The organism is Salinimonas marina (assembly GCF_015644725.1).
GTDB lineage: Bacteria > Pseudomonadota > Gammaproteobacteria > Enterobacterales > Alteromonadaceae > Alteromonas.
On sequence record NZ_CP064795.1, the window covers coordinates 2,166,831 to 2,193,818 of the forward strand.

Sequence of the window (26,988 nt, forward strand, 5' to 3'; positions counted from 1 at the left end):
GGAAATTACCCGGTATTTTCCAGTCTTAATCAGGCATAAGCAGCCGGAAGTCTCGTCGCATCAGTTAGAAATAAACCATTAAGACTGATTACTGTGCCACGCCCTATGAAGCTCAGTTAAAGAACTTTTGCCTACTAAATACGCAGGAAGCAGAATTATCCGCATTGATAAAGTCAATCAGGGTAAATACCTGGCTATGAAAAAGGGTAGCCTCGGCCATCAGGGCGGATTTGCACGCATCCACTGAATAGCCCTGAACAGCACCAGAGTGTGGTTGCTACCAAAGAAAACAATTGCCGCCGACAACTACCCTGTTCCGCGGCTTGGGTAAGGCAATCTATAAAATTACGCGCTGGAGGTGACACACACAATAGTAAGTAATTTCAGGCACACCATTAGCGTTAATTACAAAGCTCGATTCGAGCTTTTACAGATTTCAGGTCTGATTCATATTTGTCGGCGAAGTAATAATGCTGCTCAACAAATTCGTTTTCAAAGAAAAAAGGCGCGCCGGGCAATTTTTCAACATTTCTTTGGTAGGCGGTAACAGAGTGAGCCACAAACGGCATAAAATTATCATATTGTTGGCGGTCACATGCATGGACATATTGCCTGAGTAATCTTGACGATATCAGAATTTCTCGTTGGTAGTCGTCAACACGATGAGCAGCATAAGCGCGCTCTGTAGCAAAATAAGCACCTGCCAGAATAGCTAAAAACACGCCGAAAATACTCAATGGTTTTATAAAGACCAAGATGCTTGCTCACGCTCAATTTGATTCAGGTGAAAAACCGGTACCATGTCGACCGCCACACTCTTTGTTTTCGCTTTTTGCGCCAATTTAATGGTCACTCTTTGTACTTAATGGTTCCGACAGGAACAATACTATGCCTCAATAATTGTGGTAAAACCACCAAATATCATCCTCTTACCATCAAACGGCATGGTCTTCGGATCCCAACCCTGCAAGCGGCTGTCCGCCATGGCGGCCTTATTACCGGCGTCCCTCGCGGTGCGTGAGGGCCAAACAATCCACGAAAAAACCACCGCTTCCTCTGCCGTGCATTTAACCGCCATCGGCAACGATGTCAGCTTGCCTTCGGGACATCGTCAGCCCACCCTTCAACTACCGATAATGCCCCATGGTCTTTGAACACCACCGCCATTTTCTGGGCCAGCAAAATATATTCTGACCGGTTCTTCCTGGGTACTGCAAGTACATAACCATCGACATAAGACATCGGTTTATCTCCATTGGACGTGAGGCAAAGCCCGAACCACCCGGCAATTAAAAAACCATAACCTTTGGCAGTGAGGTTTAGCCCGTATGAGCCGAGCGTGAACGAAGCAACAGCAAAGCACGAATAACCGGAACGTCATGCTTACGCGTTGCTTACTTGTGGGTGTCAGGTAAGCATGCTTTAAGGTAAGCATTATGACGATTCCTTACACCTGAAGTTATAGTAGTCTTAAAATAGTCAAGCTGGTGCAAAAAATAGTGTTTTTAGAAATTATTCTGTAGCTGGGGGGCGTGCATTCGCGTCGAATATATGACCAGATAGTACGGGTATGGAAATGTTGAAGACGGGCTTGTTAACTTCACCGCATAATTTTATGAAATAAGACTTTTAGCTCATCAACTGAGCGCGCCTGTCAGGGAGTCTGACAATCTTGAAGGAAAGCCCGCTGCGCCTTATTGGCACGGCATAACTTAATTATGCCAGTCAATTAATTTTACCAGGCGCTCAGGTTTTCGATAAGAGCACGCGAAAAGATTTTCAGTACTTCGAAGCCTCTTTCAGGGTGGCGCTGTGTTTTGCCCATCGCAGTACCAAAGCACACTTTAGCAGGATTACCTATCGCCGGTATTTTGAACACAACCTTAACTATCTCACAAACAATCGGCATACTTTCGCTCGGTTTTTAGGGCGTATTTTCCAATTCTCGATGATAATAATCCCAATGAACGTGTTGCCAGTAGGCCAGACTCTTGTCGCCCTCCAGTGCTGCATATTCTTCTGTAACTTGGTTAAACGGAACAATAGCCACCGACGTGGTTTTTATGATGCATAGCGCCTGCCGGGCCCAGTTGGTCACAATATTGAGATCCCCAGCTTTAGGCAGTGGTTCGCCTTTAGCCTGAAACCACCACAGAGAGGGAGAAGTGGCTCGTTTAATGCCCTTTAAGACCAACTCTGCACATTCATTTGCATCGCTTTCATTATCGCAAAAATGCCAGCTTTTTGGCTGGCTTGGTGGCAATTTAAAGTGCATGAAATAGCGTTGACTGATAGTTTTTATTGATGCATGCATAATTGTTTAATGTCGGTAACACCGGTTATTCAGGGGGTCGCAAGGAATGCGGATGCCACGAACAACTTTTTATACTGAAAAATCTCCAAGCAGTGGCGCTGGCTACCCGGCATTTTGCTCTGGCGCAGGAAGTAATGACCGGAAGCCGCCAAATACCATCCGCTGAGCATCAAAAATCACCCTTTCTGAATTGGTTAATGGACTGACAAGGTCTGTCATCCTGGGGTCATTGGGTACTTTTGCATTTGCTCGGTCTCGTGTTTGTTTCGTAGGAAACAGGGTCCATCCAAATACAATGACTTCATTTTCTTTTACGTCAATAACCTCAAGGAAGGAGCGCGTGCCTGTCAGGGTCAAATCATCACCAACAAATTCGAAATAAGCCAGCGCCCCATACTCTTTCCAGATTTTAGCTACCTGGCCAGCGACACTTGCGTATTCGTCCAGGTGCTTGCGCGGCACAGGGAGAACAAATCCATCAATATATTGGGTCATTAGCAATCCTTCCTTATTGCTGAGGTGTTGGTAAAGATTCAGGGCTGAGCCAGTTGTTATCAGCGTAGCGCCAACAATCATTTTGGTCTGGCCAATCAATACTCAGATAATCCACACCTATTGCATACCCTAAAGCCTGCTATCTCGGCCAGTGGGAAACGACCGGTATTATCTTTATGGTCCATTACAAAATTCATTGATAACTGAAGAATACGTTAACCGTGGGCTCTTTTGCTACTACTGTTTTGGGTGGTCCGTTTACCCTTTTTGATTCGCCCTCCATGCGTCTATTTAACAAATACCAATACCACCGGTAAGCTTTTTGGCTGGGCCCGTAGCTGATGATGGCTTTCTGGTGCCCATTGCGAAAAGCAAAATAGGCTCAGGACCGCTGTCGACGTGCTAATAGCAACAAAGTCCTCATTAACACCAGATCTGAGCCACAATATTTTCAATCAGAACATACGGGGACTAACAAGGGCATAGTGCGCTTACAATGCCTGGTTAAGGGTGTTGTCAGAAGAAAAGTTAAGGCTGGGGGAGATGAAAATGAAGATTAAAAAGTTACCCAACCGGTCTCTAACAGGCGAGGCGGGTAGTTTTTTATAAGGGCCCCGGCGATTTTATAAGGGTCCTGGCGGCTTTGTAAAAGGGTCCGGCGGATTAGTAAAGGACTGCCCACGGTTTAGTAACAGGGCTCCCGGCGACTTCGTATAAGATTGTCGGCGACTTAGTAACAGGACCGCCGCCGGCATAGTATAAGACTGCCGGCGGTACCCGCGAGGCGATTTGGTGGCCGCCTCTTATTGGTCGCGCTTTTTTTGTCGCGCTAATTGTCGCTTTTTTCTGTCGGCTAAATCAAAGCCCACTCAGACAAACATTGGTCAGCTGGCAACTTCGTAGCCCGCCCGTAGCTGTTTGTCGATGGCTTTTAAGACGGCGGCACGATTGATGCTGCCCACCAGAACCCCGTCGTCATCCACCACCGGGTAAACTCTGGGCATGTCTTTTACTAATTGCTGAGCCAGCTCTATCACCGACATATAAGGCTTAACACTAAGTGCCGGCGACTGCATAATGTCTTTAACCCGGCATACCTGCTCGCGGTAATAACACGACTCAACCATCCTGGCGATGCAATCCTGTTCAGACAAAAAGCCGATAAGCCGGGCCCGGTCATCGATAACGGCGCCGCCTGATTGTCCGCTGTTAAGCAAACATTCTACGGCTTCTGCTACGGGCATATCGGCCAGCAGCCGAACCGGATGATGGTTCATATAGTCACATACCTGCAACGATTCCATAGTGCCTCCTGGAGTGCGATCAGACGGTTTTGTTACCTTGCCGTCGCACCTTTATTTTAGGCCAAATAGTTTTCTCTATACGCTGAATATCATTATTTTTCAGCGTTACTTTAAGCCTAGTCCTTTCGGGTTAAAACAGCGAGAACTTTTTATTATCAATTCGTCGGGTTTGGGGTATCGTCGATACTCATCAGCGCTTTGTATATACCTACACTAAACTTGCCTTCGGTGTTAATACTGGCCCGATACATACCTGCGGTATTAAAAGGCATCGCGATATTTCCGCGTTTATCCATCGCAATAACCCCGCCCGAGCCGCCGGCCTGTTTAAGCTCTTCATTTATCACTGTTTCGGCAGCGCGTTGTATACTAACGCCCTGATAACGCACCCGGGCACAAATATCCGCTGCCACATTATAGCGAATAAAGTATTCGCCATGGCCGGTGGCCGATACACCACAACTTTCATTGTCGGCATATGTGCCCGCACCAATAATAGGCGCATCTCCCACCCGGCCAAAACGTTTGGCCGTCATGCCCCCGGTAGAGGTACCCGCCACAATATTGCCCTTATGGTCTATCACTACGGCGCCTACGGTGCCCATCCTCTCACTGCCCTGCTGGCCGCCATCTTCGCGTTGCTGTTGCTGCATTCTGGCCTTGGCTTTTTGCAGCGCTTTTAAACGGTCTGGGGTATTAAAATAAGAATTTTCAACCTGCTCCAGATTCTGCGATTTGGCAAACGCCTCTGCGCCTTTTCCGGCCAGCATCACATGCGCTGAGTTCTGCATTACCGCCAGTGCCGCCGCAATCGGGCTTTTAATGGTGGTAACCCCGCTCACCGCACCGGCTTCAAGATTTTTACCATGCATAATAGAAGCATCAAGCTCATGGGTTTCGTCATAGGTATATACCGCGCCTTTGCCGGCATTAAACAAAGGCGAATTCTCCAGTACCTGGATAGCCGCTACCACGGCTTTTTCACCAGCGACGCCTTCTTTTAACAGGGCATAGCCGGCCCGTGTGGCTTCTTCTAGCTTTTCGGCATAGCGCTGCTCCTGTTCAGCCGTCATATCTTTTTTCAAAATCGTGCCTGCTCCGCCATGTACCACAATCGCTACATCTGCCGCCAGGGCTACGGGGGCCAACAGCCCACATAACAGAGTTACCAGCCTTTTTTTCATTGTTGTATTCCTTAAGATTATTATTGAAGATGGTTAATATTTGCTGTCCAGGTGGACGAGGCTTTATCGACTGAAGCTTTTGAAACCCTGAAGCCTTGCAACTTTTGAAAGTTTAGCAATTAGGGTGCCATCGCCAATGCGAGGTTTTTACCTTTATAAACAGGCGGTGTACACTGCACCGCGACATTCACCTACCAGGTTATAAAACGTATGACAACAGCACCCAGCATGTTATGGCATGACTATGAAACATTTGGTACCAGTGTGCAAAAAGATCTGCCTTGCCAGTTTGCTGCTATTCGTACGGACATGGACTTAAATGTGATTGGTAAGCCTATCAACATCATAAGTCAGATTGCCAACGATTATCTTCCTAATCCAGGCGCATGTCTGGTTACCGGCATCACCCCTCAGCAAACGCTGCGTGATGGCAGAACCGAAGCTGACTTTGCCCGGCAGGTTGCCAAAGCCATGTCACAACCCAATACCTGTGTAGCAGGATATAACAGTATCCGGTTTGATGATGAGGTGAGTCGTCATTTATTTTACCGTAATTTTATCGACCCCTATGCCCGCGAATGGCGCAATGGCAATAGCCGCTGGGATATCATCGACCTGGCCCGGGCCTGCTACGCCCTGCGGCCCGACGGCATTAAATGGCCTACCAAAGACGATGGGACCCCAAGCTTCAAACTGGAAGATTTATGCGCCGCCAACGAATTAGAACATGGGCATGCCCATGATGCATTATCAGACGTTACCGCCACCATTGCCCTGGCGAAGCTAATCAAAACCCAGCAGCCCCGTCTTTATGACTATGCGTTTTCATTGCGCAGCAAGCACACTGTCCTTAAACAATTTGATTTCTCCCGACCTTCAGTGGTTTTACATATTTCTTCTAAATTGCCTGCCCGTCAGGGCTGTGCAAGCTGGGTCATGCCGGTGTGCCCGCACCCGGTCAATGCCAACGCGATTATTGCTATTGACCTGAATCACGAGGTACAGCCATTACTGGAACTTGAGCCAGAAGAATTGCGGCGGCGTCTGTATTTGTCTCACGAACAACTGGAGGGGCTGCCTCGCCCCGGTCTGAAACTGATTCATATCAATCGCTCTCCTTTTGTGACAACGGCCAAAGCGATGACCCAGGAAAATGCTGAACGCCTGGGGCTAAACCGTGACTATTGCCTGGACAATTTCAAGCAGCTTAGTCAGGCCGAAGGGCTGGCTACCAGGCTGACCAGTGTATATGCCAGTGAACGCGAAGCGATGACTGATGATATTGACCATGCGCTCTACAGCGGCGGTTTTTTGACCGACGAAGAGCGGCGCTGGTGCGAGCAGGTGCACGACACAGATCCTGAACAACTGACCTCCCTGGCCGACAAAACCCAGAATCAAAAGCTGCGGGATATGCTGTTTCGGTACCGGGCGCGTAATTACTCTCACACACTCACCGAGTCAGAGCTTCAGCGCTGGCACAGTCACCGTCAGTTTCGGTTAACCGATCCGGAGTCACCGGCGAGCATAACGCTGGCAGCATATCTGGAAGAAATTGAACGACTGTCTGTGGAGCATAGTAGCGATCCCAACAAACAGGCAATTTTACGGGCGCTGTATCACTATGCCGAAAACCTTTGACGGACAAAATGAAAACACTATAGAGTAAGCAGTAACATGGAAATAGTGGCCTGCTTGTCACTGTATTGAGTTTGTCCAACCGGAAGCTACAATGATTGGCGTTTCAATCCTACTTGATGATACAAAAAATTATATCGATATGGTGCTCGATCCTGGTTTGTTTGAGCGTGAACTGGACGCCAAAAGCTTATGGAGAGAGCTTAACGAAGGCCAGTACAAAACCTTTTATATCTCACAAAACACGGTAAAAAGCGCCTGTGACAAGGCCAATCATTATTTTAAAACCGATGACCATACCAAAGTGCAGGAGCGTATTGGCGAGCGTCGCAATACCGAAGTTGAATTCAAAATAAGTAGCGACGCCCTGTCGGCGGGCGTTATCTTTACCGCCCCGTTCGGTGGACGCCTGCCAACGCTTCAGATCCTGCATAATATGGCGACCAAGGCCGGAATTCAGCGAGGCCTGAGTGTAAAACGGCTGGAGCAATTGCTTGGTGAGCTAAGCAACGCCGCTCCCGGCAGTATTATTGAAGGTGAAATCGCCCGTGGCTTACCGCCTAAAGATGGTCGTAACAGTCGCTTTATCCCACTGGTACCCAATGCCCTTGAACGGGTGCTCAAACCTCAGGTTGATGATAACGATCGGGTTAATATGCGTAATCTGGGCGAGGTAATTTGCGTAAAGGTAAATACCCCGGTATTAAAGCGCACCGAACCGACCCAGGGCCGGCCAGGGTTTGATGTAAAAGGCAATATTATTGCGGCCAACCCCGGTCAATGGCAGGAATTCAGTATGGGGAAAGGCACCAATGTCAGCGAACAGGATCCCAACCTGTTGGTGGCGGCGATTTCAGGCATGCCCAAGTATCGTAATCAGGTTATGGATGTTGACGATACCTTTATCTGCACCGGCGTCAATGTGGGGAGCGGGCATGTTTCTTATGATGGTGCGGTGCTGGTAAATGGTGATGTTACCGAAAAAATGGAAATTAAAGCCTCGGGCGATGTCACCATCAACGGCTTTGTTGAGTCAGCCCGTATTGAGGCCGGTGGCGATATCATTATCACCGAAGGGGCTATGGGCAAAGTAGAAGAAGACGGTTCGGGTTACTCCTGTCAGCTTACTGCCGCTGGCAGCATCCATGTGCAACATGGCCAGGGCATCGACATGCAGTGTGCCGGTAATGTCACCGTGGGCCGCCAGCTGGCATACAGCCGCATCCAGTGTGGTGGCTCAGTCACCGTCGGCCAGATTAACAAACCTATGGGTAACTTATTTGCCTGCGATATTATGAGCCAGGGCACCATCAGTGCCGGGACCCTGGGCGCCGTATCAGGCAGTACTTTAAAAATTGATTTTAGCCCGGGTTTCAGCAAACTGCTTGAGCGTAAAGAGGAGCTCGATGATCTGCTTCGTCAGTTGCGCGATAACAATGCGCGCCACAAACAAAAAATTGAGCTGATAAAAGCCAAACTGTTGCCCAGCGAGCTTAATACCAAAGTTGAGCAAGCCGTCGAAATGTACCATGGTGAGTCGGCCTTGCTGCACTGGCTAGAGTTAAAAGTGCTGGAAATGCGCCAGAAAAAAGATGAATACCAAAATGACATTGGGCTTATCGCCAATAAACGACTTTACAGTGGGGTATCGGTAAAACTGAATAATCGTAACTGGCGTTCAGAGCGCGAGTATGACCGCAGTCGGGTGTTCTACGATAATCATCAGTGGCACTTCGATCCCCTGGTTTAAGTTTTTGTTTTTTTGGTCGTGCCAGAGTCTCTGAATGGCATTAACAATAATGTCAGTAACCGCGCATTCTGATTGGTGGCGGGGCAATCCTTTTGTCCTATTTTCAGGTGCTGATCATCCAGCGTGCCGCGCGCGCAAAAGCTGTGAAACAGACGATCCCACCACGACACACTGAAGCCGAAATTTTTATTGGTTTCAAGTCCATACTGACTGTGATGAATGCGGTGTAAACGTTGGGTAATAATAAACCACCCGACTTTGTCATCGATAGCCTGAGGCAGCCTGATATTGGCATGATTGAAGATTGCAAAACCGTTTAACGCCACCTCAAAAATCAACACCGCTAGCGCCGGGATCCCGAAGGCCAGCACAACTGCGGCCTTAACCAATAAACTCAGCGCAATTTCCAATGGATGAAACCGCAGGCCGGTCGTGGTATCCACATGGCTGTCTGCATGGTGCACCCGATGTAAGCGCCATAACAGCGGAATCTGATGAAACAAACGGTGTTGCCAGTAAATGGTGCAATCGAGGATTAGTAGACTCAGTATCATCAATAACCAACCGGGCACCGATACCTGATTAAATACCCCATAGCCCTGCGCCTGGGCCCACAATGCCACGCCCACCACTGTGGCCGGCAATACGACCCGGCCAACCAGCGCTCCGGCCACGACCATGGCCAGGTTAGCCTGCCAGCGTACCCGTTTTTTTAGCTGTGCCTGTCGCGCCGGACGCCACGCTTCGATTAATGCCATCAGCGCAAAAATACCTAAAAAGACACTGATGCGAATGATGCCCTGATGATCAGGCATTGGGCGTGCTCCGCTGCTGCTCAGCCCGTTGCAAGGTTTTGTAGCCACCCGCAATACGGGTAACAATGGTAATACTACAGGCCGCTGCGAACACATAGGCCAGGATTGGAAACCATTGGGGCCAGATACACACCGCCACAAAAAATAAAATAGTTTCGGTGCCTTCGGTTAACCCCTGCATATAATAAAAACTTTTATTCGCAAACTGAGGCCGATCAATGGCGTATTTTTCAGCGGCAATGGCAAACGCTAAAAAGCTGCTACCGGTACCAATAAAGCTCACCAGTAAGACCATCGCCGGAATGCCCCACTGCGCTGGGGCAGCCAGGCCGAATGCCAATGGGATACTGGCGTAAAATAAAAAATCCAGACAAATATCCAAAAAGCCGCCAGCACTGCTGCTACTGTTTTGAAAACGGGCCAACTCCCCATCCAGACCGTCTATCAGCCGGTTACCTAAAATGATGGCCAGCGCCACATAATACCAACCCAGTATGATCAGCGGCACGGCCAGCAGCCCCACTGCAAAGCCACCGAGGGTCAGTTGATCGGGGCTGATATTGTGTTTATCCAGCCATTTGATGAGCGGCCGCACCGCGGGTTTGATGACCGGAGTCAGTAGCGAATCTAACATGTTACACCTTGATTACTTTGTCGCCGGTGGCCGCGGCGTCTTCCTGATCGTGGGTGACCAGCAACGCAGGCAGACCAGCTTCACGAATTTGTGCAAATACCCAGTCCCGGGTGCTTTGACGGGTTTGGCTGTCCAGCTTGCTAAAAGGTTCATCCAATAACAGCGCCGCCGGTTCAGAGGCTAAGGTGCGCACCAGGGACACCCGCGAAGCCTGTCCGCCTGATAACGTGCTCACCGCCCGCTGCGCCATCTGCCCCAGCCCCACCTGTTCCAACAACTGCTGGGCGCGGCGTTTTTTATGTTGTTGCCGGTTACCGGGCATGGCAAAAATGATATTGCCAAGGACATCAAGATGATCAAATAACAAGGCGTCCTGATACAGCAACCCGGTATGGCGCTGATGGGCAGGCATATGGGTGATATTGCGCTGGTTAAGAATTATATTACCACTAAGGCTGAATGTATCGGGCAACAGTCCGGCAATAGCGGCCAGCACCGATGATTTTCCTACGCCGGAAGGCCCCATTAAGGTCACTATCTGGCCAGGCTGAATTTGCGTATTTACCTGCAACAGGGTTTGCGATTTTAGCTGTATCGTTACATTGTTAAGCTCTAGCACGTACGGTTCCTTGAGCCAGAAGGTTTGGCTTGTTTTGCAGGGTTAAACAGCATGGTGGGCAGCCACCATGCCAGTAAAAAGCCAAGTAGTGGCAGCAGCATCTGCATCAACGCATACACCGCAGTCAGTCGGCGGCTGGCCCCTGATGCAATCGCCACCGCTTCGGTCGTTACTGTCGCAAGACGTCCGCCACTAACCAGCAGCGTAGGCAGGTACTGACCAAAGCTAATCGCCGCGCCCAGGGCCAGCGCGACCATCACCGGTGCAAACAGCATCGGCAGTTTAAGCCTGAAAAAGACCTGGCGTGGTGACTTGCCAAGGCTGGTGGCAACATGCACGTAGCGAATGTCCAGCTGCCGGTAAGCCACGGCTAACGATAAAAACACATAGGGAATAACATACACAAGATGAGACAGGATCACCGGCAACCATATGGCCTCCGCAAATAGCCACTGCCCAACCCAGACTAACCCATACAAAAACGCCACGCCCGGCACCATCAGCGGAATAAACAACAGCTTATCAGCCAGGGTGGCAGACGGTCCGGTGCGGTTGCTTTGCTGTTCACTTTCTAAAAACAGCAGCACCAAAAGCACCGCAATGCAGGTACTGACAAAGCCCAGCATCAGGGTGTTACCTATCGGCTTACCAAGCGCCTGCAACGCATCCTGCCAATGCAGCAGCGTTAGCTGCGTAGGCACCAGGTTTGGATATGGCCAGAAACCGGCAAACGAATAACTGATCATGCTCAACATAATCAGTAAAGTCGCCGTCACCAGGCACCCCAGCAGCAATCTTGCCAGCCATGTGGAGCCAGCTTTTCCCCACATTCGGTTGCCTGACACCAGTTGCCAGCGAAACCCCTGTTGCCAGATTTTTTCACCCAGCAGCCAGACCACCACGGCAGCCAATGTAACCAGCATTTGCACTATGGCTGCCGCACTGGCCTGAAAACGCATCGACAAATCAGTGTGGTTAAACCATTGCACAATGGCCACCGCCAATGTGGGGGGATTTTGTGGTCCTAAAATAAGTGGAATTTCGACACTGGCACTGGCATAGGCCAGTACCGCCAGCACCGGCAAACGTACCTGCGGATACAGTTGGGCAAACACAATTTTCAAAAAGCTGGTTTGATGACAATAGCCCAGGGTCTGCGCTACCCGCATTTGTCCTTCAAGACGCTGTTTCACGTTAGGCTGAGACAAAACACCCAGCGCCATCAGCAGCATAAAAGGCAGCTCTTTAATCGCCAGCGCCAGTACTATGGCCAGCCCGTAGTCATCGTACATCAGGCTATGGGCGTCTGGCAGCACCGTGTGGGTGAATGTCGCGGTAAAGCGGGCAGCCCAGCCAGACGGCGCCAGCAAAAAGGCCACGGCAATCGCCGCCGCAGCATGGGGGATGGCCAGAACCGGGCTTAACCCATGTTGAATCCGTGCCAACGCTTTACACTGGTAAAACTGCGCCAGCACCGCTACGGTGCCAATAAACGCGATAAGCGTAGCCAACAGTGAGGTAAATAAAGACAAGCCGGCCATTTTGCTTATATCTGGGTGCGCCAGCAGCCGGGCGAAGGGTTCTGACGACCAGCCGTGCTGACCTAACGCCGGAAAATAGCCAGCTGCAGGCAATATAACGCCAATCACACCCACGGCAATTGGAACCAATAAAATAAGATAAAACAGATAACGCGCCAGCGTTAATACAGTGCTAAAGCCCATTTACAAACGCGCCCCGTACCGTGCATACCAGGCATCACGTAAGGCCGGTGCCCAGCTGGCATGAGGCTCGGCCAGCAACTGCTGATATGCCCCGGGCGCCAGCGCCGCCGGATGCGACTGAGTCTGAAACTGCTGTTGCTGCTCTTTGGACAATGCCTCCATCGACAGCACGGTTTCATCGCCCCACACGCTTACACGCTGCTTATACGCCTGGGCCTCGGGTGACAATAAAAAATTAGCCACCGTTTTGGCCGCGTCAGTCCGGGCGCTGTTAAATGGAATCGCGACAAAGTGAACATTGGATAAACTGCCATCGTGCATGGCATAAGTACGGGTGGCCTGGGGTAAATCAAAGCGTGAAACCGCCGCTGGGATCTCGGCAGCGGTAAACGAAAACGCCAGCAAAATTTCGTTATCGCTGAATAATTGCTGCAACATCGATGCCTGGCGCACAAAAAACTCACCCTGCTGCCACAGTAGCGGATGTAATTTATCCAGATAGGTAAATAAAGGTCCGGTGATGGTCGCCAGCGCCGGGTCGGTGACCGGCGCATACAAAAGCTGCCGGTTAGCCGCGTTTAAGCTTAAAGCGGCATATTTTAGAAAACTGATCCCCAGAAAATCATCGGGTAATGGGTAGGTAAAGCGACCCGGGTTCTGGCGTGCAAACTCAAGCAGTTCCGCCAACGAAGCCGGCGGCTCCGATACCAGGCGCTGATTAAAATAAAACACCAAAGCGGCTTTGCCCCATGGGGCTTCCTGACCGTCGGTGGCAATGCCAAAGTCCATGCGCATTGAGGGGTTTTCATCGGGCCGGGTCAAGGCAAAATTAGGGAGCTGTTCGGCCCAGTCGCTTAGCAGTAAGTTATGCTGCTTCATTGCGGCAAAGTTTTCGCCATTAATCCACAACAAATCAATGCTGCCACGGGAACTGTTACCCGCCGCTTTTTCTCCCAAGACCCGGGTAACCGCATCGCTGGTATCGGCCAGCTTGACATGATTGACCTTGATGTCATATCGCGCCTGAGTCTGCTCAGACACCCACTGCAAGTACTGGTTGACCTGCGGGCTGCCGCCCCAGCCAAAAAACTGTACGGTTGTGGCGGCCGCTTTACCAGCCCACCCTGCCCCAATGAACATGGCGATAACACAGGCTTTACTGAGTGGCATTTAACGACCAGTCATAATCCAGGAACTCAATATCCGCCGAATTGTTTTTAAGCAAGGCTTGCTGGGTGTCGGTCAGCTGCATACTGTCGGCATACCGACTAAAAAAGCCCGCCAGTGGCTGCCCGTTACGGGTAAAATCTGCTTTGTACCAGTCGAATATCTTTGAAACCTGCAAAACCTCACCCGACATACGGTTTCGGCTGGTGTCAGACAAAAACCGGTGGGTTTGCTCGCTCAGCTGCTGCTCCAGTTTATCGGCACGATACGGTTCTTCTCGAAGCGCGGGACAGCCAATACTGGCGCAATTTACCGCAAAGTGAATGCGCGGCTCGTTGAAGCCGGCAAAGCGCTTGTCCTGACCGCGGATCATGCCATGTTCAATTTCATCCAGGGTGCGCTTTTTGCCCAGCAACAACGCCACCGGCTGATTCCAGGCAGAAGAGAAAAAGCCGCCGATGTCTTTAATAGAATCAATCTCACCGTGATGTTTTACAATAAGCGCTAAAGTATGCGCATTGTAAGCATTGAGTAAGAAGGCCAGCTGCCTGGCCTGCGACCACTGTGCATACTCTTTTTTGCTGATGGCTGACAAGGCCGACAGATACGCTTTTAACTGCGACCGGTGTTGGGCCAGCGCCGCATAATCAACCGCCGTGCTATGAGCCGACGTGGTGATGACATGCTGTTGCAGTAATGTCTCATAAGGCTGATGCAAAGACGTATCGGCGCGGGCAGTGGTGCTGACAATAAGCAGCCACCCGGCTATTGCGCTGGTGAGCATTATTCTCATTTGCGCCGCCATGTGTGGTATTTTTCCACCCAGTTTAATAATGACTCCGGGCTATTGGCTTTTTTCCAGTTGCCGGCGGCATATTTTGCGCCTTCAGCCCAGGTGGGATAAGCATGAATCGTCCCCAGAATCTTGTTCAGTCCCAGATTGTGCTTCATCGCCAGCACAAATTCTGCCAGCAGGTCGCCGGCATGTTCACTGACAATAGTTACGCCTAAAATGGTGTCTTTTCCCGGTGGCGTCAGTACCTTGATAAAGCCCTGTCGGGCGCTTTCCGTGACAGCCCGATCCAGCTCTGCAAACTCATAGCGAGTGACGTCCACCTCAATGCCTTTTTCTTTAGCCTCGGTTTCGTTTAATCCGACCCGGGCGACTTCCGGATCCACAAAGGTGGTCCAGGGGATTACCCGATAATCTACCTTGAATTTTTTAAAGGTACCAAATAGGGCATTGACTGCGGCGTACCATGCCTGATGTGCCGCAACGTGAGTAAACTGATACGGCCCTACTACATCGCCGGCAGCATAGATATTGGGAAACCGGGTTTGCAAAAACTCATCGGCTTCGATGGTGCGATCAAAATTGACCCCCAGCTCTTCAAGCCCAAAGCTTTCAAGACGGGCTTTACGCCCTACCGCGACAATGACCTCATCATACTCAATGGTTTTTTGCTGATCATTATGACTTACCAGCAACTGGCGCGCACCATGGGATTGGGTGAATTCTTCAGCCTTATGGCCGGTGAGCACCGTTACCCCTGATGCCGTTAATGTGTCGGTTACAAAACGCGCAATTTCAGCGTCTTCACGGCCCATAATTTGTGGGGCCTGTTCAACCATGGTGACCTGACTGCCCAAACGCGCAAATGCCTGGGCCAGCTCGCAGCCAATGGGGCCACCGCCTAATACCACCAGCCTTTGTGGCGCATGCTCATGGTCGGCAAAGGTATTCCACATGGTGTCTGAGGTGACATATCCGCTTTGCTCAATGCCTTTTAGCGGCGGCACAAACGGCCGGGCGCCGGTGGTGACCACGATACTGCGCGTGGTCAGAGTTTGCACCTGACCATCATCGCCGGTTATCTCAACATGCCAGGGATCAATAATTTTGGCGTAGCCTTTGACCACATCCACACCCAAATCGGTATAACGTTCAACACTGTCGTTAGGTGCAATGGTCGCAATAATCTCATGCACTCGCTTAATAACCTGCTTAAAGGAAATCGGCACTGGCGTATCGGTGAGCCCATAACGGCTGGCATGAGCAGACTGATCTGCCACCTTAGCGCTTTTGATCAGCGCTTTGCTTGGCACACAGCCATAGTTTAAACAGTCACCGCCCATTTCTGAGGCTTCGACCAGGGTGACTTTCGCTTTTACCGCCGCGCCAATATAGCTGGTCACCAGACCACCCGCACCGGCACCAATCACAACCAGGTTGCGGTCAAATGAAGCCGGCTTTGAATAACCTTGATACACCCGCCGACGATTGACCACAGCGACGATGCCCTTGGCTATCCAGGGAAAAATGCCTAACAACACAAAGCTTAGTATCAGGTCAGGCGATACAATGCCCGACAACGAATCAAGCTGAGCGAGCTGGGTACCGGCATTCACATACACCAGCGTACCGGCCAGCATACCCAGCTGACTTACCCAATAAAAGGTACGGGTTTTCAGACTGGTCAGTCCCATCAACAGGTTGATTAAAAAGAACGGAAAAACCGGCACCAGCCGTAAGGTAAATAAATAGAAAGCACCTTGTTTTTCAACCCCGTCATCGATTTTTCTGAGCTTTTCTCCAAACCGTTTTTTAACGGTGTCGCGAAACACAAAACGGGCACTTAAGAAGGCCAGAGTGGCCCCCAGGGTAGAAGCAAACGAGACCAGCAGCAATCCCAGCCATAGTCCAAATAATGCGCCCGCTGCCAGCGTCAGAATAGCCGCGCCGGGTAATGATAAGGCAGTGACCGCCACATACACCACAAAAAATACACTGGTGCTTAAAACCGGGTTTTGCTCGATATACTCACTGAACTGCCCCACCCACTCTTTTAGTCCTGCAAGGGTCAGATACTGGTTTAAATCGAATACAAAAAAAGCAGCCACCAGGGCAGCGATAATGCTCAACAATGCTGCTTTTTTCAGCATGATTTTTCTCCGTATTTCATCGTGTCGGCCACCGGTTAAAATGCATAGCGCATGGTGACTTTAGCATGGCGTGGTAATTCCGGCATGACAAGATCCGCACCAAAAAAGCCGCCTTCAAATACCGGCTGCCAGTTGTCTTCATCGGTAACATTCACCACGTCAAAACGAAACTGCAGATTTTGCGAGAGCTGATAAGAAGCGTTTAGGTCCCACCGAATCTGATCGCGGATAAATACTGTTTGTAAAAAATCCAGCGGGAAGGCTTTGGTATAGGTAAAGCTGCTTCCCAACTCAACTGCCGGGGTGATATGCCAGCCACCATTAATCGCAAAAAGCTGTGGCACGACCCCCTGGACCTTTGAGTCAGAAGGTGCAAACGCGGTAAAGGAAGGCGAGCCCACCCCGGTACCGCGAATAAGCTCAGGCGCACTGTTATCAAACACATCCGCCACCTGACCCGTCCCCTGAAAAGCGGCCGAGTCATCGTATTGAGCATCCAGATAACTATAGCTGGCGTTCAACCAGTAATCCGGGCCCTGATAAAATGCCTGTAATTCGAAGCCATTGGTTCTAATGCCGGTGTTACTGCCATCGCGATTACGCAAACTCCGGGTTTGCTCAAAAATCGCCAACTCGGCATACAAAGCTTCGTCGGGGGCGTATTTCAATCCGGCCTCATACAGCGTGTTCTGTGTATTAAAATTAGCTTCGCTGATTTGATTGTCTGCGCCCAACACCGTACCGCCTGCCATACTGTTGGAGGTGGCATCGTTGTTACTGTAGGCTGCATAAACATTCAGGCTGGGCGTAATCGCATACGTGGCATTTAGCTGGGCGCTGTACAGCCAGGTATTAAAATTATCTGAAGCCGGCGCCACCCCAGCTGGCGGTAACGCATCTTTGGCACTGACATCGTAATAGTCGGCGCGCACCCCCACAATGGTTGAAAACCGGGAACTCCAGTCCGACTGCTGCTGCACGGCCAGACCGGTCTGCCAGGTAGTGGAGTCGGTCGTATCAGAAAGATTGAAGTCGCCCTGACCATCATTATTAATATCGTACTGGGCCCCCGGCGATACCAGGACGCCTTCGCGTAATGCGACCAGGCGCTGTTGCTGAGCCAGGCTTAGCGGAATTAAACGCGCCGAGAGCGGCCCGGTCAAATCGATAGGATTGTCGGCTTCGGTGGTAAACTGACTGTAACCCAGCACATCGTTGTAACGCAGATCCAGGCCGACGGTGGTGGTCTGCTGCTGATTTAATTCAATATCCAGTTCAAGCCGGTTTTGAACAGTATGCGCACCATCGATAATTTCTACAAAGCTGTTGGTGGCAATTTCTTCGCGCTCAAGATGCTGGTAATAGCTGATATTTCTAAGCTGTAAATAAGGCGACAACGCGCTTTCCATGCGGCTGCGAACAATAGTGGTGTTGGCGCTGTTGATATCATCGGGATGCGTAAGTACATTGGAGCGGTCGATACGCTGCTGCCCTTCGGGTGACACGATGGCACCAGGACCAGGAATCGTATTCCCGCCAGGCTGCCTCCCCTGCCCGGTGATGTACAGGTTATCGTCAATCAGGGCCTGGGTCGGGCGGTTGATTCCCGCAATATCCGGGTATCTGGCATCAAAATATTCAACGCTGACATCCCACAGGGTCGCCGGATTAAACCGGTGGCGCAGGGTAACAAAAACATTTTCGCTTTGTTCACTGGCGTTTTGATAAAAACTATTGGCATCAATCCACTGCGTACTCATGCGTAGCGCGGTAGTACCGGGGTTCAGCACATACGAATAATCGACCGACGCCGTGTAACGATCCCAGCGACCCGCGCTTATCTGGGCCAGGCCGCGATTATGGTTTAAATCAGCGGTTTTGCTTTGGATATTCACAAAGCCACCGTTGCGCTGAGTGCTGCCCAGCAACACCATCGGCGGCCCTTTTACAATGTCCATCTGCGCCACACTGTTAAACGAAAAGGGTAAACCAAAACCATTATTGCCTGCCTGACGACGAATACCATCTTGAAACAACTCGCCCAACTGGCCTCGCATTGACGGCAAACTTGGGGTGCCGAAGCCGCTTGATGCATAGGTATTAGGAGCCACCCGCGCAATATCATGTAAACTGGCAATGTTATATCGGGTCAGCGCTTCATCAGACAAGGAAGTCATCGCACGAGGGATATCGCTGACCGCCATGTCCTTACCAAACAAGTTGCCGGCTTTGCCTGCCCCTGGGTTTAGTGAGATTTGCTCGTCCTGGTTACCGGTGATTTGGATGACTTCGATGTCGCTTTGGGCGTGGGCCATTGCGGTGGCGCCCAGTGCACTTATAATTGCAAGATGAAAATAATCCCACCTGCCGATAACATTGCTCATGAATTTTCCAGTTATGTATGCTTACCTGTACCGACCGATACGGGTTAAGAAAACTTTCAGCACAAACAAAAAATATTTGTAATTTTCTGAAATAAAACCATTGCTTAGTCGTTCTTGTGTCATATCAAATCATATCAGACTTTAGGAAATTTTATGTCTCACCCCTCAATCTCGCCGTTACAGGCTCGTCTCAGCTGGTCATTACTGGCACTTCGCCTGACCGTATTTTTAGTCATGCTGGTCTGGACTTTGGACAAGTTTGTTAATCCGGAGCATGGCGCACGTATTTTTGAATCCTTTTACTCAATCAAAGGCGTGGGCGAAATCGCCATCTATGTATTGGGTGCTCTGCAGATGGTGCTGATACTGGCATTTGTGGCGGGCCTGGCTAAACGCTGGACCTATGGCATTATTTTCATCTTGCACGGCGCGTCGACCTTGTCCTCATTTCCGCAGTATTTCGATGCGTTCAACAATCTGCTGTTTTTTGCGGCATGGCCGATGTGGGGCGCCTGTTTTGCTTTATACCTGCTGCGTGATGCCGATAACCGCTTCACCCTAAGTAAATAAACTTATCGACCCGACGGCGTCCCCCAGACGCCGGTTTTACCAAAAACCTGCTGGACAGCGGTACTCACCGCGATACCATAACGTCAGCAATATCAGTCTATCTTCCAATACCCCAGAATAAGGATAATAATGAATAAATTCAGTTGGATTTGGCTTGCTTCGCCGCTGCTGTTTGCATGCAGTGAAACCGCAACGCCCAATGCCCAGTCAGCCTCCGCAAAACCACAACCGGTTACTGAGCAATTTGAAGCCAGTACCGATTATCATTCATTCTCCAATCCTGACCAGGTCAGGGTCACCCACCTGGATCTGGATCTCACTGCCGATTTTGAGCGCCGTGTATTGCATGGCCAGGCAACCTTAAGCTTTGAGCGTATCGACGAGGCTGCCAAATCTTTGATTGTGGATACCCGGGATTTAATGATTGATAATGTAACCGTGGATGGCACAAAGGTAGATTATGATTTAAAACCTGCTGATCCCGAACTGGGATCGGCCTTACAAATTATGCTGCCTGAGTCAGCCACCAAGGTCACTATTGCCTACCAGACCTCACCGTCGGCCTCTGGTGTGCAGTGGCTGAGCCCGGAACAAACCGCGGGCAAGCAGTATCCGTTTTTGTTCACCCAGGCCCAGGCCGTTCATGCGCGTAGTTTTATCCCGCTGCAGGACTCCCCCCAGGTGCGCATGACCTATGAGGCAACTATTCATACACCACAAGAGTTGCTGGCGGTAATGAGTGCATCCAACGATCCGGATACCGCCCGCGACGGTGAATATCATTTCACCATGGCCCAGCCTATTCCGTCTTACCTGATTGCCCTGGCTATCGGCAATCTGGAATTTCAGGCCATGGGTGAGCGTACCGGCGTGTATGCCGAGCCTGAGCTGCTTGCTCCTGCCGCCGCCGAATTTGAAGATACTGAAAGTATGCTGGAGCTGACCGAGAAAGCCTTCGGTCCCTACCAGTGGGATCGTTACGACCTTCTTATTTTACCGCCCTCATTTCCTTTTGGTGGCATGGAAAATCCTCGACTGTCGTTTATTACGCCAACGGTGATCGCCGGCGATAAAAGTCTGGTTGCCCTGATTGCCCATGAGCTTGCCCACAGCTGGTCGGGCAACGCGGTTACTAATGCCACCTGGCGCGATCTGTGGCTCAACGAAGGCTTTACCACCTATCTGACCTACCGAATTATGGAACAGTTGTATGGTGAAGATCGCTACAACATGGAAGCGGTTTTAGGCTATCAAAGCCTGCAGACAGATATTGAGGCATTAAAGGCTAAAGATGAAATACTGGCTATTGATCTTCGGGGTCGTAACCCGGATGACGTGTTTTCGGATATTCCCTACGAAAAAGGCGCGCTGTTGCTTCGTGAAATCGAGCAAAAAGTAGGCCGCGACAACTTCGATGCATTTTTGATGGATTACTTTGAACACTTTTCTTTTCAAAGTATCACTACCCAAAGCTTTATTGATTATTTAGACCAGACACTGCTTAAACAATACCCTGAAAAGCTCAGTAAACAGCGAATCAAGCAATGGATTTTTGAGCCCGGGCTACCTAAGGGCGCACCGGTACCTCAATCAGATGCCTTTGCTAAGATAAATCGTATGCGCAGCGCCTGGTTGGACCAGGAAATGGCAGTAACCGACATTAAGACCCAGGCCTGGACCACCCACGAATGGCTGTATTTTCTGAACAACCTGCCCCAGGAATTATCAGCAGATCAACTTCAGGCGCTGGATTCACAGTTCAATTTAACTGCCTCTCAAAACAATGAAATTGCTCATAGCTGGCTGCTGATTGCGGTTAAAAATGAATATAAGCCTGCCTACGATCGGCTGTACGAGTATCTGGTGAATATCGGTCGTAACAAGCTGGTTAAACCCTTGTACCGCGAATTGTCCAAAACCGAGGAAGGCAAAGCATTTGCCACCAAAGCCTTTAACGAAGCGAAATCCGGGTATCACCCACTTACAATCAAAGCCAATCAGGGCTTTGTTGAAAAGTAAACTCACGGTAAACCCTGGCGGTCGGTTACTGTCAGGGTTTAAAAATAATCCAGACTCACCACCCCGCCTCCCTGGCGGCGGGCCTGATACAAAATACTGCAGGCTTGTTCGTACCAGTCATTGAACGACCAACTGGTTTGCAAACCGGCCACCCCTGCCGCAATATTCACTTCAAACCCGGCTTCTACGGCGGCATTTTCTATGCTGTACAGCAAGCGATGCGCAAGGGTCATCGCATCATCCTGCCCGGTTTGGGGACAAAGAAATATCAGCTGATCATTGCTCCAGCGTGCCACCACATCAACCTCGCGTACCGAGGCGATACATGCCTTGCCGATAATACGCAGAAAAAAAGCGTCACTTTGTTTTTTTGCTTCACCCGTAACCGGTTTTACGCCAATAAGTTCCATCACCACCAGTGCGGCGGGCGAATGAAAGCGGGTAAACCTTGAAATTTCTTCTTCGCCTTTCAAAATAAAATGGTTGCGGTTGTATAAACCGGTCACCGTATCGTGATTAGTTAAAAATTCGATAGTACGGCTTTTTTCCAGAATCACCACTTGCTGCGAGGCAAGCTCAGCGGACTGATTACGCAGGGTTTGTCTGAATTCGCTTAACACCCGTTGCCGCCAGACAATAATAACTATAAACATCAGCGCTACCGCGGCGATGAAAATCATCGGCCAGAGTTGCTGGCGCTGACGCACTTTTACCGGGTTGTACTGTTTAAATAACGCGACGCTGCGGCTTTCCGGCACTTTACCGATGCCTTGTTCTAACCGGGGCAGCAGCCAGGGGGCGGCATCGGCACTCACCGCAAAGTGCAGGCCATCATAGGGCTGGGCAATACCGCTAATGATGAAATCATCGCCATCCGGCTTATTAAGATGGGCATTTACACTCAATAAAGACCCCACCAGCACATCTACGTCACCGCGTCGTAATGCCCGAAATCCCTCGGTTTCAGAGGCCAGCGGAATCACCTGAATGGCTGGATAGTAGCGGTTCAGGTAATCGCGGTGCTGATAATCTTCCACCACGGCCAGTCGCCGTTCACCCACCCCTGCGTATCCTTGTAACATCGGCATACCGCTGCGGGTTACAAGTACATCGGGAATGTCCATAAAACGGGAAGAAAATTGAATTGAGGGATCGTTAACCCCGAAATTTTGGTTCAGTACCGCGACCTGACACTGGTTAGTATCCAGATTTCTGAGACTTTGCTGTCGGTTTACCGTTTTTAACGGTTTAAACTCAAGGCCGGTTAACTCGCTCACTAAGCGCAAATATTCTGGAATCAGGCCAATATGATGGGAGTTACGGACGCCCTCATAGGGCAGCCAGTTTTCCCGGGCGCAATAAATTACCGAGTCAGACTGAGCAGGTGCACTTCCTGAGCTTATTGCCAGTAAGCAAAGCAGCGTATAGAAGATCCCTTTTTTAAACACAAGCACCTGATTTTAAATGTTTAATTAATTCGATTAGTATCTCTGTTTCACCGTGGATATGCAACACAGGTGAATAATACATATAGCTGGTAATAGTCAGCTTTGCCAGAAATACATGGGATGTCACTGGCAATAAAGCAAAAAAAAGCCCTCAAACGAGGGCTTGTTATCGTATCGAGATGGTTCTTAGCGACGTTGGCGGCGGGCCGTCAACAAGAGCATCATACCCAGGGCAAACACTGACAGTACAGAGGGTTCAGGCACTACCGAAAACTCAATACCGTCATCGGCAAACGCCTGATCTACGATATCTCCTCCTAGCGAGAAGATTTCCAGTGAGCTATCCATCGGAAACGCGCGATCAAAATAAAAGCTTACCGCCAGCTCTTCAGCCTCACCAAAGGCAGTGGTATTGATGTCAAAGAACAGAAAGTCAAAACCATTTGTGGGCGATGAAAAATCCCGTTCAAAATCAAACGCAAACACATCGTTAACCAGGTCCAGGGCTTCACCCAAAAACGTAAAGCTTGCTAAGGTAAACATCTCAGGATTAAAAAAGTCCCCAGGCGAGTAATATCATCGCCATCAATCATCATCTGCCCTAATGCTGCGTTATCCACGTCAACATCGATGGTGGCGATAAGTTCGCCGCCAACTCGTACCTGTTGCGTTATCAACCCTGCATTTGCTGACAAAGACGCCGTGGCCGCGGTTACCAGCAATGCTGCTGAACAAACTAATTTTTTTAAAGACATCATATTGTGTATTCCTTTGGATTTTATTATGGGGCCCGAAGGCCCCTACTTCATTATTATTGTTATTGTTTTTTTAGTTACGAACTTCCATTACGGTGGTGCCCTGAAGGTTACCTTCGCTATCGTAGAAGCTGACACTGCCCATATGGATGCCCTCGCTCAAACCACGGGTGACTACATTCACATTGTTAAAGCGCCCTTCTACCGCCCGGCGAGATGAGGTCACCCGAGTATTTCGATTTTTCTCATCTACCACCCAGCCCTGAACGCTGAAGTTGGTAACACCATCAGGCACGAACCAGCCATGCACAAATGTCAGGTAGAAGTTACCTGGTTGCTCACCGGCAGCCGGCTCAGGATTAGTGATAATGACATCTTCGTTAGAGCCGGCATTTAAAGAAGAGTCAAGCTGTGTGCACGAGTACTCAATACAGCGGTACACATACAAATCCAGATCCGCGCCTTCTTTTTCTACCAGTTCATCGCGCATCGAGAAACGCGCCACGGTAGAGCCTGCAGGCACCGACCAGGTGGTGTACACTGTGCCTGCGCCCAGGAATTCGAAGGACTGTGATGGATCCTGCGTTACCTGACCGTTAAAGTATTCGGCTTCGGCCAACCCGGCATAATCAATGCTGGTGCGCCCTGAATACTTCATTTGTACCGGGAACGATGCACGGCCACGACGAAGTTCAAGCGATACCGAGTCAGGCACATCAATCTGCACATCCACCGCAGGCATCACCGCGATAGGACTGCGAACTACCTTGCCATCTGCACCGGTCAGGGTAATCGCACCAAAAATCCACTGGCCGATCACCGCCTCGTTGTTTTTCGCAAAGGTGATGCCGTACGCAGCCCGACCATTTTCAGATACCACCACATTGTCACTTTCTGTCAATTCACCATCGCCATTGTAGGTGGCTACTGAAACATCCAGGCCTTCCAGACCTTCCAGGCTAACGGTGTAGTTGCCACCCATGCCTGACACATCGGTTACGGTTCTGAAAACAGTCTGACTGCCCTGCAATTCACCAATGGCAATAGAGGGATAGTTTAGCTGTGAAGGATCGGTCAAAAAGCCTGCATTTTCATAAGCACCACAACTGAAACCGCTGGCCTCTAGTACAAAGGCGTCTTCTTCCAGGCCGCACATAAAGGCCATATAATCAAAGAATTCGGCATTGTATGTCAGTCCTGGTTCCATCGCGCTAACCGGTGATGCATGACCCGCCCCAAAATCAAAGGGGTCAGCCGGAATCACACCATCTTCTTTGGTGACATCCTGATACGCTGTGGTCATCAAGGCGGACTTGACCTGCGCCGGCGTCCAGTCTGGGTGCTGACCCATCAGTAAGGCTGCCATACCCGCAATGTGCGGCGATGACATTGAGGTACCACTTAGGTACGCCACCTGCTGGCCCTTTTCACCAAACATCGGTGTATCGGTAGTGGCTGCCAGAATGCGAACGCCCGGAGCGGTAATATCAGGTTTAATCACATCCAGGGTCGAAGCATTAGGACCACGCGACGAGAACCCCGCCATCATATTGCCCACTTCGGTCTGATCCATAAAGATAGACGCACTAAGTTCTACCGATACCGCTTCATTGTTGGCTAAGGCTGCCGCCAGAGTATCGCCATCCTGGGCGCCAATCATACCACCTGGGATTTGCCCAACATAATCGCCGCCCAAAGAGGTAATCGGGTTGCCTTCTACCGTATAAACCACCACCGCTGACGCACCAGATTCCACGGCGCGGGTAACTTTCTGGGTAAATGCACAGTCGCCGCGTTGAATCAGTACAATATTACCGTTCACGTCATCTGCATTGGCAAGTGGCGTCGGTGTTTCACCATCATCATAACAAGCACGCAAAGGCTCGGCTAACACCAGGTCGCCCGCAATAGGACCAGTTTCAGACAGTGGCTTAGTGATTGAGCCTTCAACAAAACCAAATCGCTGCTCACTACCATCAATCGAGGCCACCATAGCATTGGTTTTGCTTTCACCATCATAGGTTGAAGCGCCCACGGTAGTGACCCATGGCGCCGGGGTGCCGATGGTCTGGGCTGCGGGGCCGGAGTTACCTGCAGATACCGCTACAAATACACCGGCATCCGCGGCGCGTAACATTGCCGAGGTGGAAGGATAGGTCAGGTCGGTGCGACTACCACCAATCGAGAAGTTAAGAACATCAACACCATCTTCAACCGCCTGATCGATGGCGGCCATGGAATCCGTTGGGAAACAGCCTGCCTGGTCTTCGCCATCTGGCGTAGTGTAATCTGAATTCCAGCACACTTTGTAAGCTGCAACCCGCGCGCGCGGTGCAATACCCGACATTACACCCAGTTCGGCGCCATTTTTCATGGCCACCACACCTTCGTTACCCGCCGCTGTGCTGGCTGTGTGGCTACCATGCCCATCGGCATCCCGGGGGCTTAAGAATTCACCCAGTTCGGTTTGGATGTCATACACTGAGGCAAAGGTGTCACCATAATAGCGTGCGCCAATCAATTTGTTGTTACAGGAAAAGCTTTCGTCTTCGCCGGTGACACATTCACCATTCCAGCCCAGTGTGGCCGGATCTGAATAACTGCCATCGTCGGCAAAACTTGGATTTTCAGGGGTAATACCGGTATCCAGAATACCCACCACGACATCTTCACCCTTTATGCCTAAAGAATGCTGACCGCCGGGGCCAGTTAATCCTAAAAATTCAGGGGTATTAGCAGTATCGATGGTGAACATTTCGTCTTCCCAGACGCCCACTACATCGGGATTTGAACGCAATGCTTCGGCCTGAGACTTAGACATAGCGGCGGCAAAACCGTTAAAGGTATGCACATAGTTATGCAGAATATCTACCGTGCCTGAGGCACTGGCGATTTGTTGCTGACGGGATTTTAGTTTGTTGGTGTATGCCTGAATTTTGCTGCTTTTGGCATTGTAACGGTTACCGGTAACCGCCACCGCCTGATTGCTTGGCACTAATTCGCCAATTTCACCTGCATAGGTAATGGCTGCGGCGTCTTTTAGCTGAACAATGTATACGCCTGATTTTGCCCGGGCCGGCTGTACCGGACCAACTTGTTTAAGTTTCCCTGGCTCTACAACGGTAACCTGATGGCCCGCGATTGCAGCAGGCACCATTGCAGCGGTGACTGCCATTGAGACCATAGTTCCCAATAGATGTTTCTTGAACGTCATTTGCGTCTCCC

At 50.3% G+C, this 26,988-nt stretch carries 21 protein-coding genes and 1 pseudogene; 4 read left to right on the forward strand and 18 right to left on the reverse strand.

All coding sequences use genetic code 11. The features are described from left to right. Positions 1-401: 401 nt before the first annotated feature. The 6 genes and pseudogenes from IT774_RS09555 to IT774_RS09580 form a co-directional block, all read right to left on the reverse strand. Positions 402-722: a hypothetical protein gene (locus IT774_RS09555; RefSeq protein ID WP_195809586.1), complete on the reverse strand. Its 321-nt coding sequence runs from the start codon at positions 720-722 to the stop codon at positions 402-404. Positions 723-886: 164 nt separating this feature from the next. Then, positions 887-1,179 (reverse strand): annotated as a pseudogene (locus tag IT774_RS09560) (DUF1428 domain-containing protein). A gap of 745 nt (positions 1,180-1,924) precedes the next feature. Continuing rightward, entirely contained in the window at positions 1,925-2,314 is a 390-nt protein-coding gene (locus tag IT774_RS09565; protein WP_195809587.1) for an ASCH domain-containing protein, read from the reverse strand. 102 nt (positions 2,315-2,416) lie between these two features. Then, entirely contained in the window at positions 2,417-2,809 is a 393-nt protein-coding gene (locus IT774_RS09570) for a DUF1428 domain-containing protein (protein WP_195809588.1), read from the reverse strand. Positions 2,810-3,693: 884 nt separating this feature from the next. Beyond that, positions 3,694-4,113 (reverse strand): CBS domain-containing protein, encoded by a 420-nt coding sequence (locus tag IT774_RS09575; RefSeq protein ID WP_195809589.1) that lies wholly within the window; start codon positions 4,111-4,113, stop codon positions 3,694-3,696. 155 nt (positions 4,114-4,268) lie between these two features. Further along, positions 4,269-5,297, reverse strand: a complete 1,029-nt coding sequence (locus IT774_RS09580) for an isoaspartyl peptidase/L-asparaginase family protein (RefSeq protein ID WP_195809590.1) — start codon at positions 5,295-5,297, stop codon at positions 4,269-4,271. Positions 5,298-5,507: 210 nt separating this feature from the next. Here IT774_RS09580 and sbcB point away from each other — a divergent pair, with 210 nt between their 5' ends. Together sbcB and IT774_RS09590 are read left to right on the forward strand one after the other, a co-directional pair. Continuing rightward, positions 5,508-6,938 (forward strand): exodeoxyribonuclease I, encoded by a 1,431-nt coding sequence (gene sbcB, locus IT774_RS09585; protein WP_195809591.1) that lies wholly within the window; start codon positions 5,508-5,510, stop codon positions 6,936-6,938. A 91-nt stretch (positions 6,939-7,029) separates the two neighbouring features. After that, positions 7,030-8,685 carry a DUF342 domain-containing protein gene (locus IT774_RS09590; protein ID WP_195809592.1) on the forward strand — a complete coding sequence of 552 codons (1,656 nt, stop codon included), beginning with the start codon at positions 7,030-7,032 and terminating at the stop codon, positions 8,683-8,685. Here the strand turns inward: IT774_RS09590 and IT774_RS09595 are convergent. From IT774_RS09595 to IT774_RS09630, 8 genes are read right to left on the reverse strand one after another with little or no spacing between them, the layout of a single operon-like run. Next, positions 8,682-9,500, reverse strand: coding sequence for a sterol desaturase family protein (locus IT774_RS09595; RefSeq protein WP_195809593.1), 819 nt, complete (start codon positions 9,498-9,500; stop codon positions 8,682-8,684). The two genes, IT774_RS09590 and IT774_RS09595, sit on opposite strands and share 4 nt — an antisense overlap. Further along, positions 9,493-10,134: a CDP-alcohol phosphatidyltransferase family protein gene (locus tag IT774_RS09600; RefSeq protein ID WP_195809594.1), complete on the reverse strand. Its 642-nt coding sequence runs from the start codon at positions 10,132-10,134 to the stop codon at positions 9,493-9,495. Before IT774_RS09600 ends, IT774_RS09595 begins: the two co-directional genes overlap by 8 nt. Before the next feature lies 1 nt (position 10,135). Further along, positions 10,136-10,753, reverse strand: coding sequence for an ATP-binding cassette domain-containing protein (locus IT774_RS09605; RefSeq protein WP_195809595.1), 618 nt, complete (start codon positions 10,751-10,753; stop codon positions 10,136-10,138). Beyond that, on the reverse strand, positions 10,747-12,477 hold the full coding sequence (locus IT774_RS09610) for an ABC transporter permease (RefSeq protein WP_195809596.1): 1,731 nt from the start codon (positions 12,475-12,477) through the stop codon (positions 10,747-10,749). The genes IT774_RS09605 and IT774_RS09610 overlap by 7 nt, the downstream gene beginning before the upstream one ends. Then, entirely contained in the window at positions 12,478-13,647 is a 1,170-nt protein-coding gene (locus IT774_RS09615; RefSeq protein WP_232364945.1) for an ABC transporter substrate-binding protein, read from the reverse strand. Continuing rightward, a complete protein-coding gene (locus IT774_RS09620; RefSeq protein WP_232364946.1) occupies positions 13,634-14,437 on the reverse strand; it encodes a DUF547 domain-containing protein in 804 nt (267 codons plus the stop codon). Before IT774_RS09620 ends, IT774_RS09615 begins: the two co-directional genes overlap by 14 nt. Continuing rightward, positions 14,434-16,587, reverse strand: a complete 2,154-nt coding sequence (locus tag IT774_RS09625) for an FAD-dependent oxidoreductase (RefSeq protein WP_195809598.1) — start codon at positions 16,585-16,587, stop codon at positions 14,434-14,436. The genes IT774_RS09620 and IT774_RS09625 overlap by 4 nt, the downstream gene beginning before the upstream one ends. A gap of 35 nt (positions 16,588-16,622) precedes the next feature. After that, positions 16,623-18,971, reverse strand: coding sequence for a TonB-dependent receptor (locus IT774_RS09630; protein ID WP_195809599.1), 2,349 nt, complete (start codon positions 18,969-18,971; stop codon positions 16,623-16,625). Positions 18,972-19,124: 153 nt separating this feature from the next. Between IT774_RS09630 and IT774_RS09635 the strand changes: the two genes are divergently transcribed. After that, complete coding sequence (locus tag IT774_RS09635; protein ID WP_195809600.1) at positions 19,125-19,541, forward strand: hypothetical protein; 417 nt, start codon at positions 19,125-19,127, stop codon at positions 19,539-19,541. Positions 19,542-19,670: 129 nt separating this feature from the next. After that, the gene (locus tag IT774_RS09640; RefSeq protein ID WP_195809601.1) at positions 19,671-21,560 is read left to right on the forward strand and encodes a M1 family metallopeptidase; all 1,890 of its coding nucleotides are present in this window, start codon (positions 19,671-19,673) and stop codon (positions 21,558-21,560) included. Between the two features lie 38 nt (positions 21,561-21,598). Here IT774_RS09640 and IT774_RS09645 read toward each other — a convergent pair whose 3' ends face one another. The 4 genes from IT774_RS09645 to IT774_RS17750 all read right to left on the reverse strand — a co-directional run bounded on the left by IT774_RS09645 (position 21,599) and on the right by IT774_RS17750 (position 26,977). Beyond that, positions 21,599-23,008, reverse strand: a complete 1,410-nt coding sequence (locus tag IT774_RS09645; RefSeq protein WP_195809602.1) for a GGDEF domain-containing protein — start codon at positions 23,006-23,008, stop codon at positions 21,599-21,601. Between the two features lie 186 nt (positions 23,009-23,194). Continuing rightward, on the reverse strand, positions 23,195-23,551 hold the full coding sequence (locus tag IT774_RS09650) for a PEP-CTERM sorting domain-containing protein (RefSeq protein ID WP_195809603.1): 357 nt from the start codon (positions 23,549-23,551) through the stop codon (positions 23,195-23,197). After that, positions 23,539-23,766 carry a hypothetical protein gene (locus IT774_RS09655; protein WP_195809604.1) on the reverse strand — a complete coding sequence of 76 codons (228 nt, stop codon included), beginning with the start codon at positions 23,764-23,766 and terminating at the stop codon, positions 23,539-23,541. Before IT774_RS09655 ends, IT774_RS09650 begins: the two co-directional genes overlap by 13 nt. Before the next feature lie 70 nt (positions 23,767-23,836). Beyond that, entirely contained in the window at positions 23,837-26,977 is a 3,141-nt protein-coding gene (locus IT774_RS17750) for a S8 family serine peptidase (RefSeq protein WP_195809605.1), read from the reverse strand. Positions 26,978-26,988: the final 11 nt, after the last annotated feature.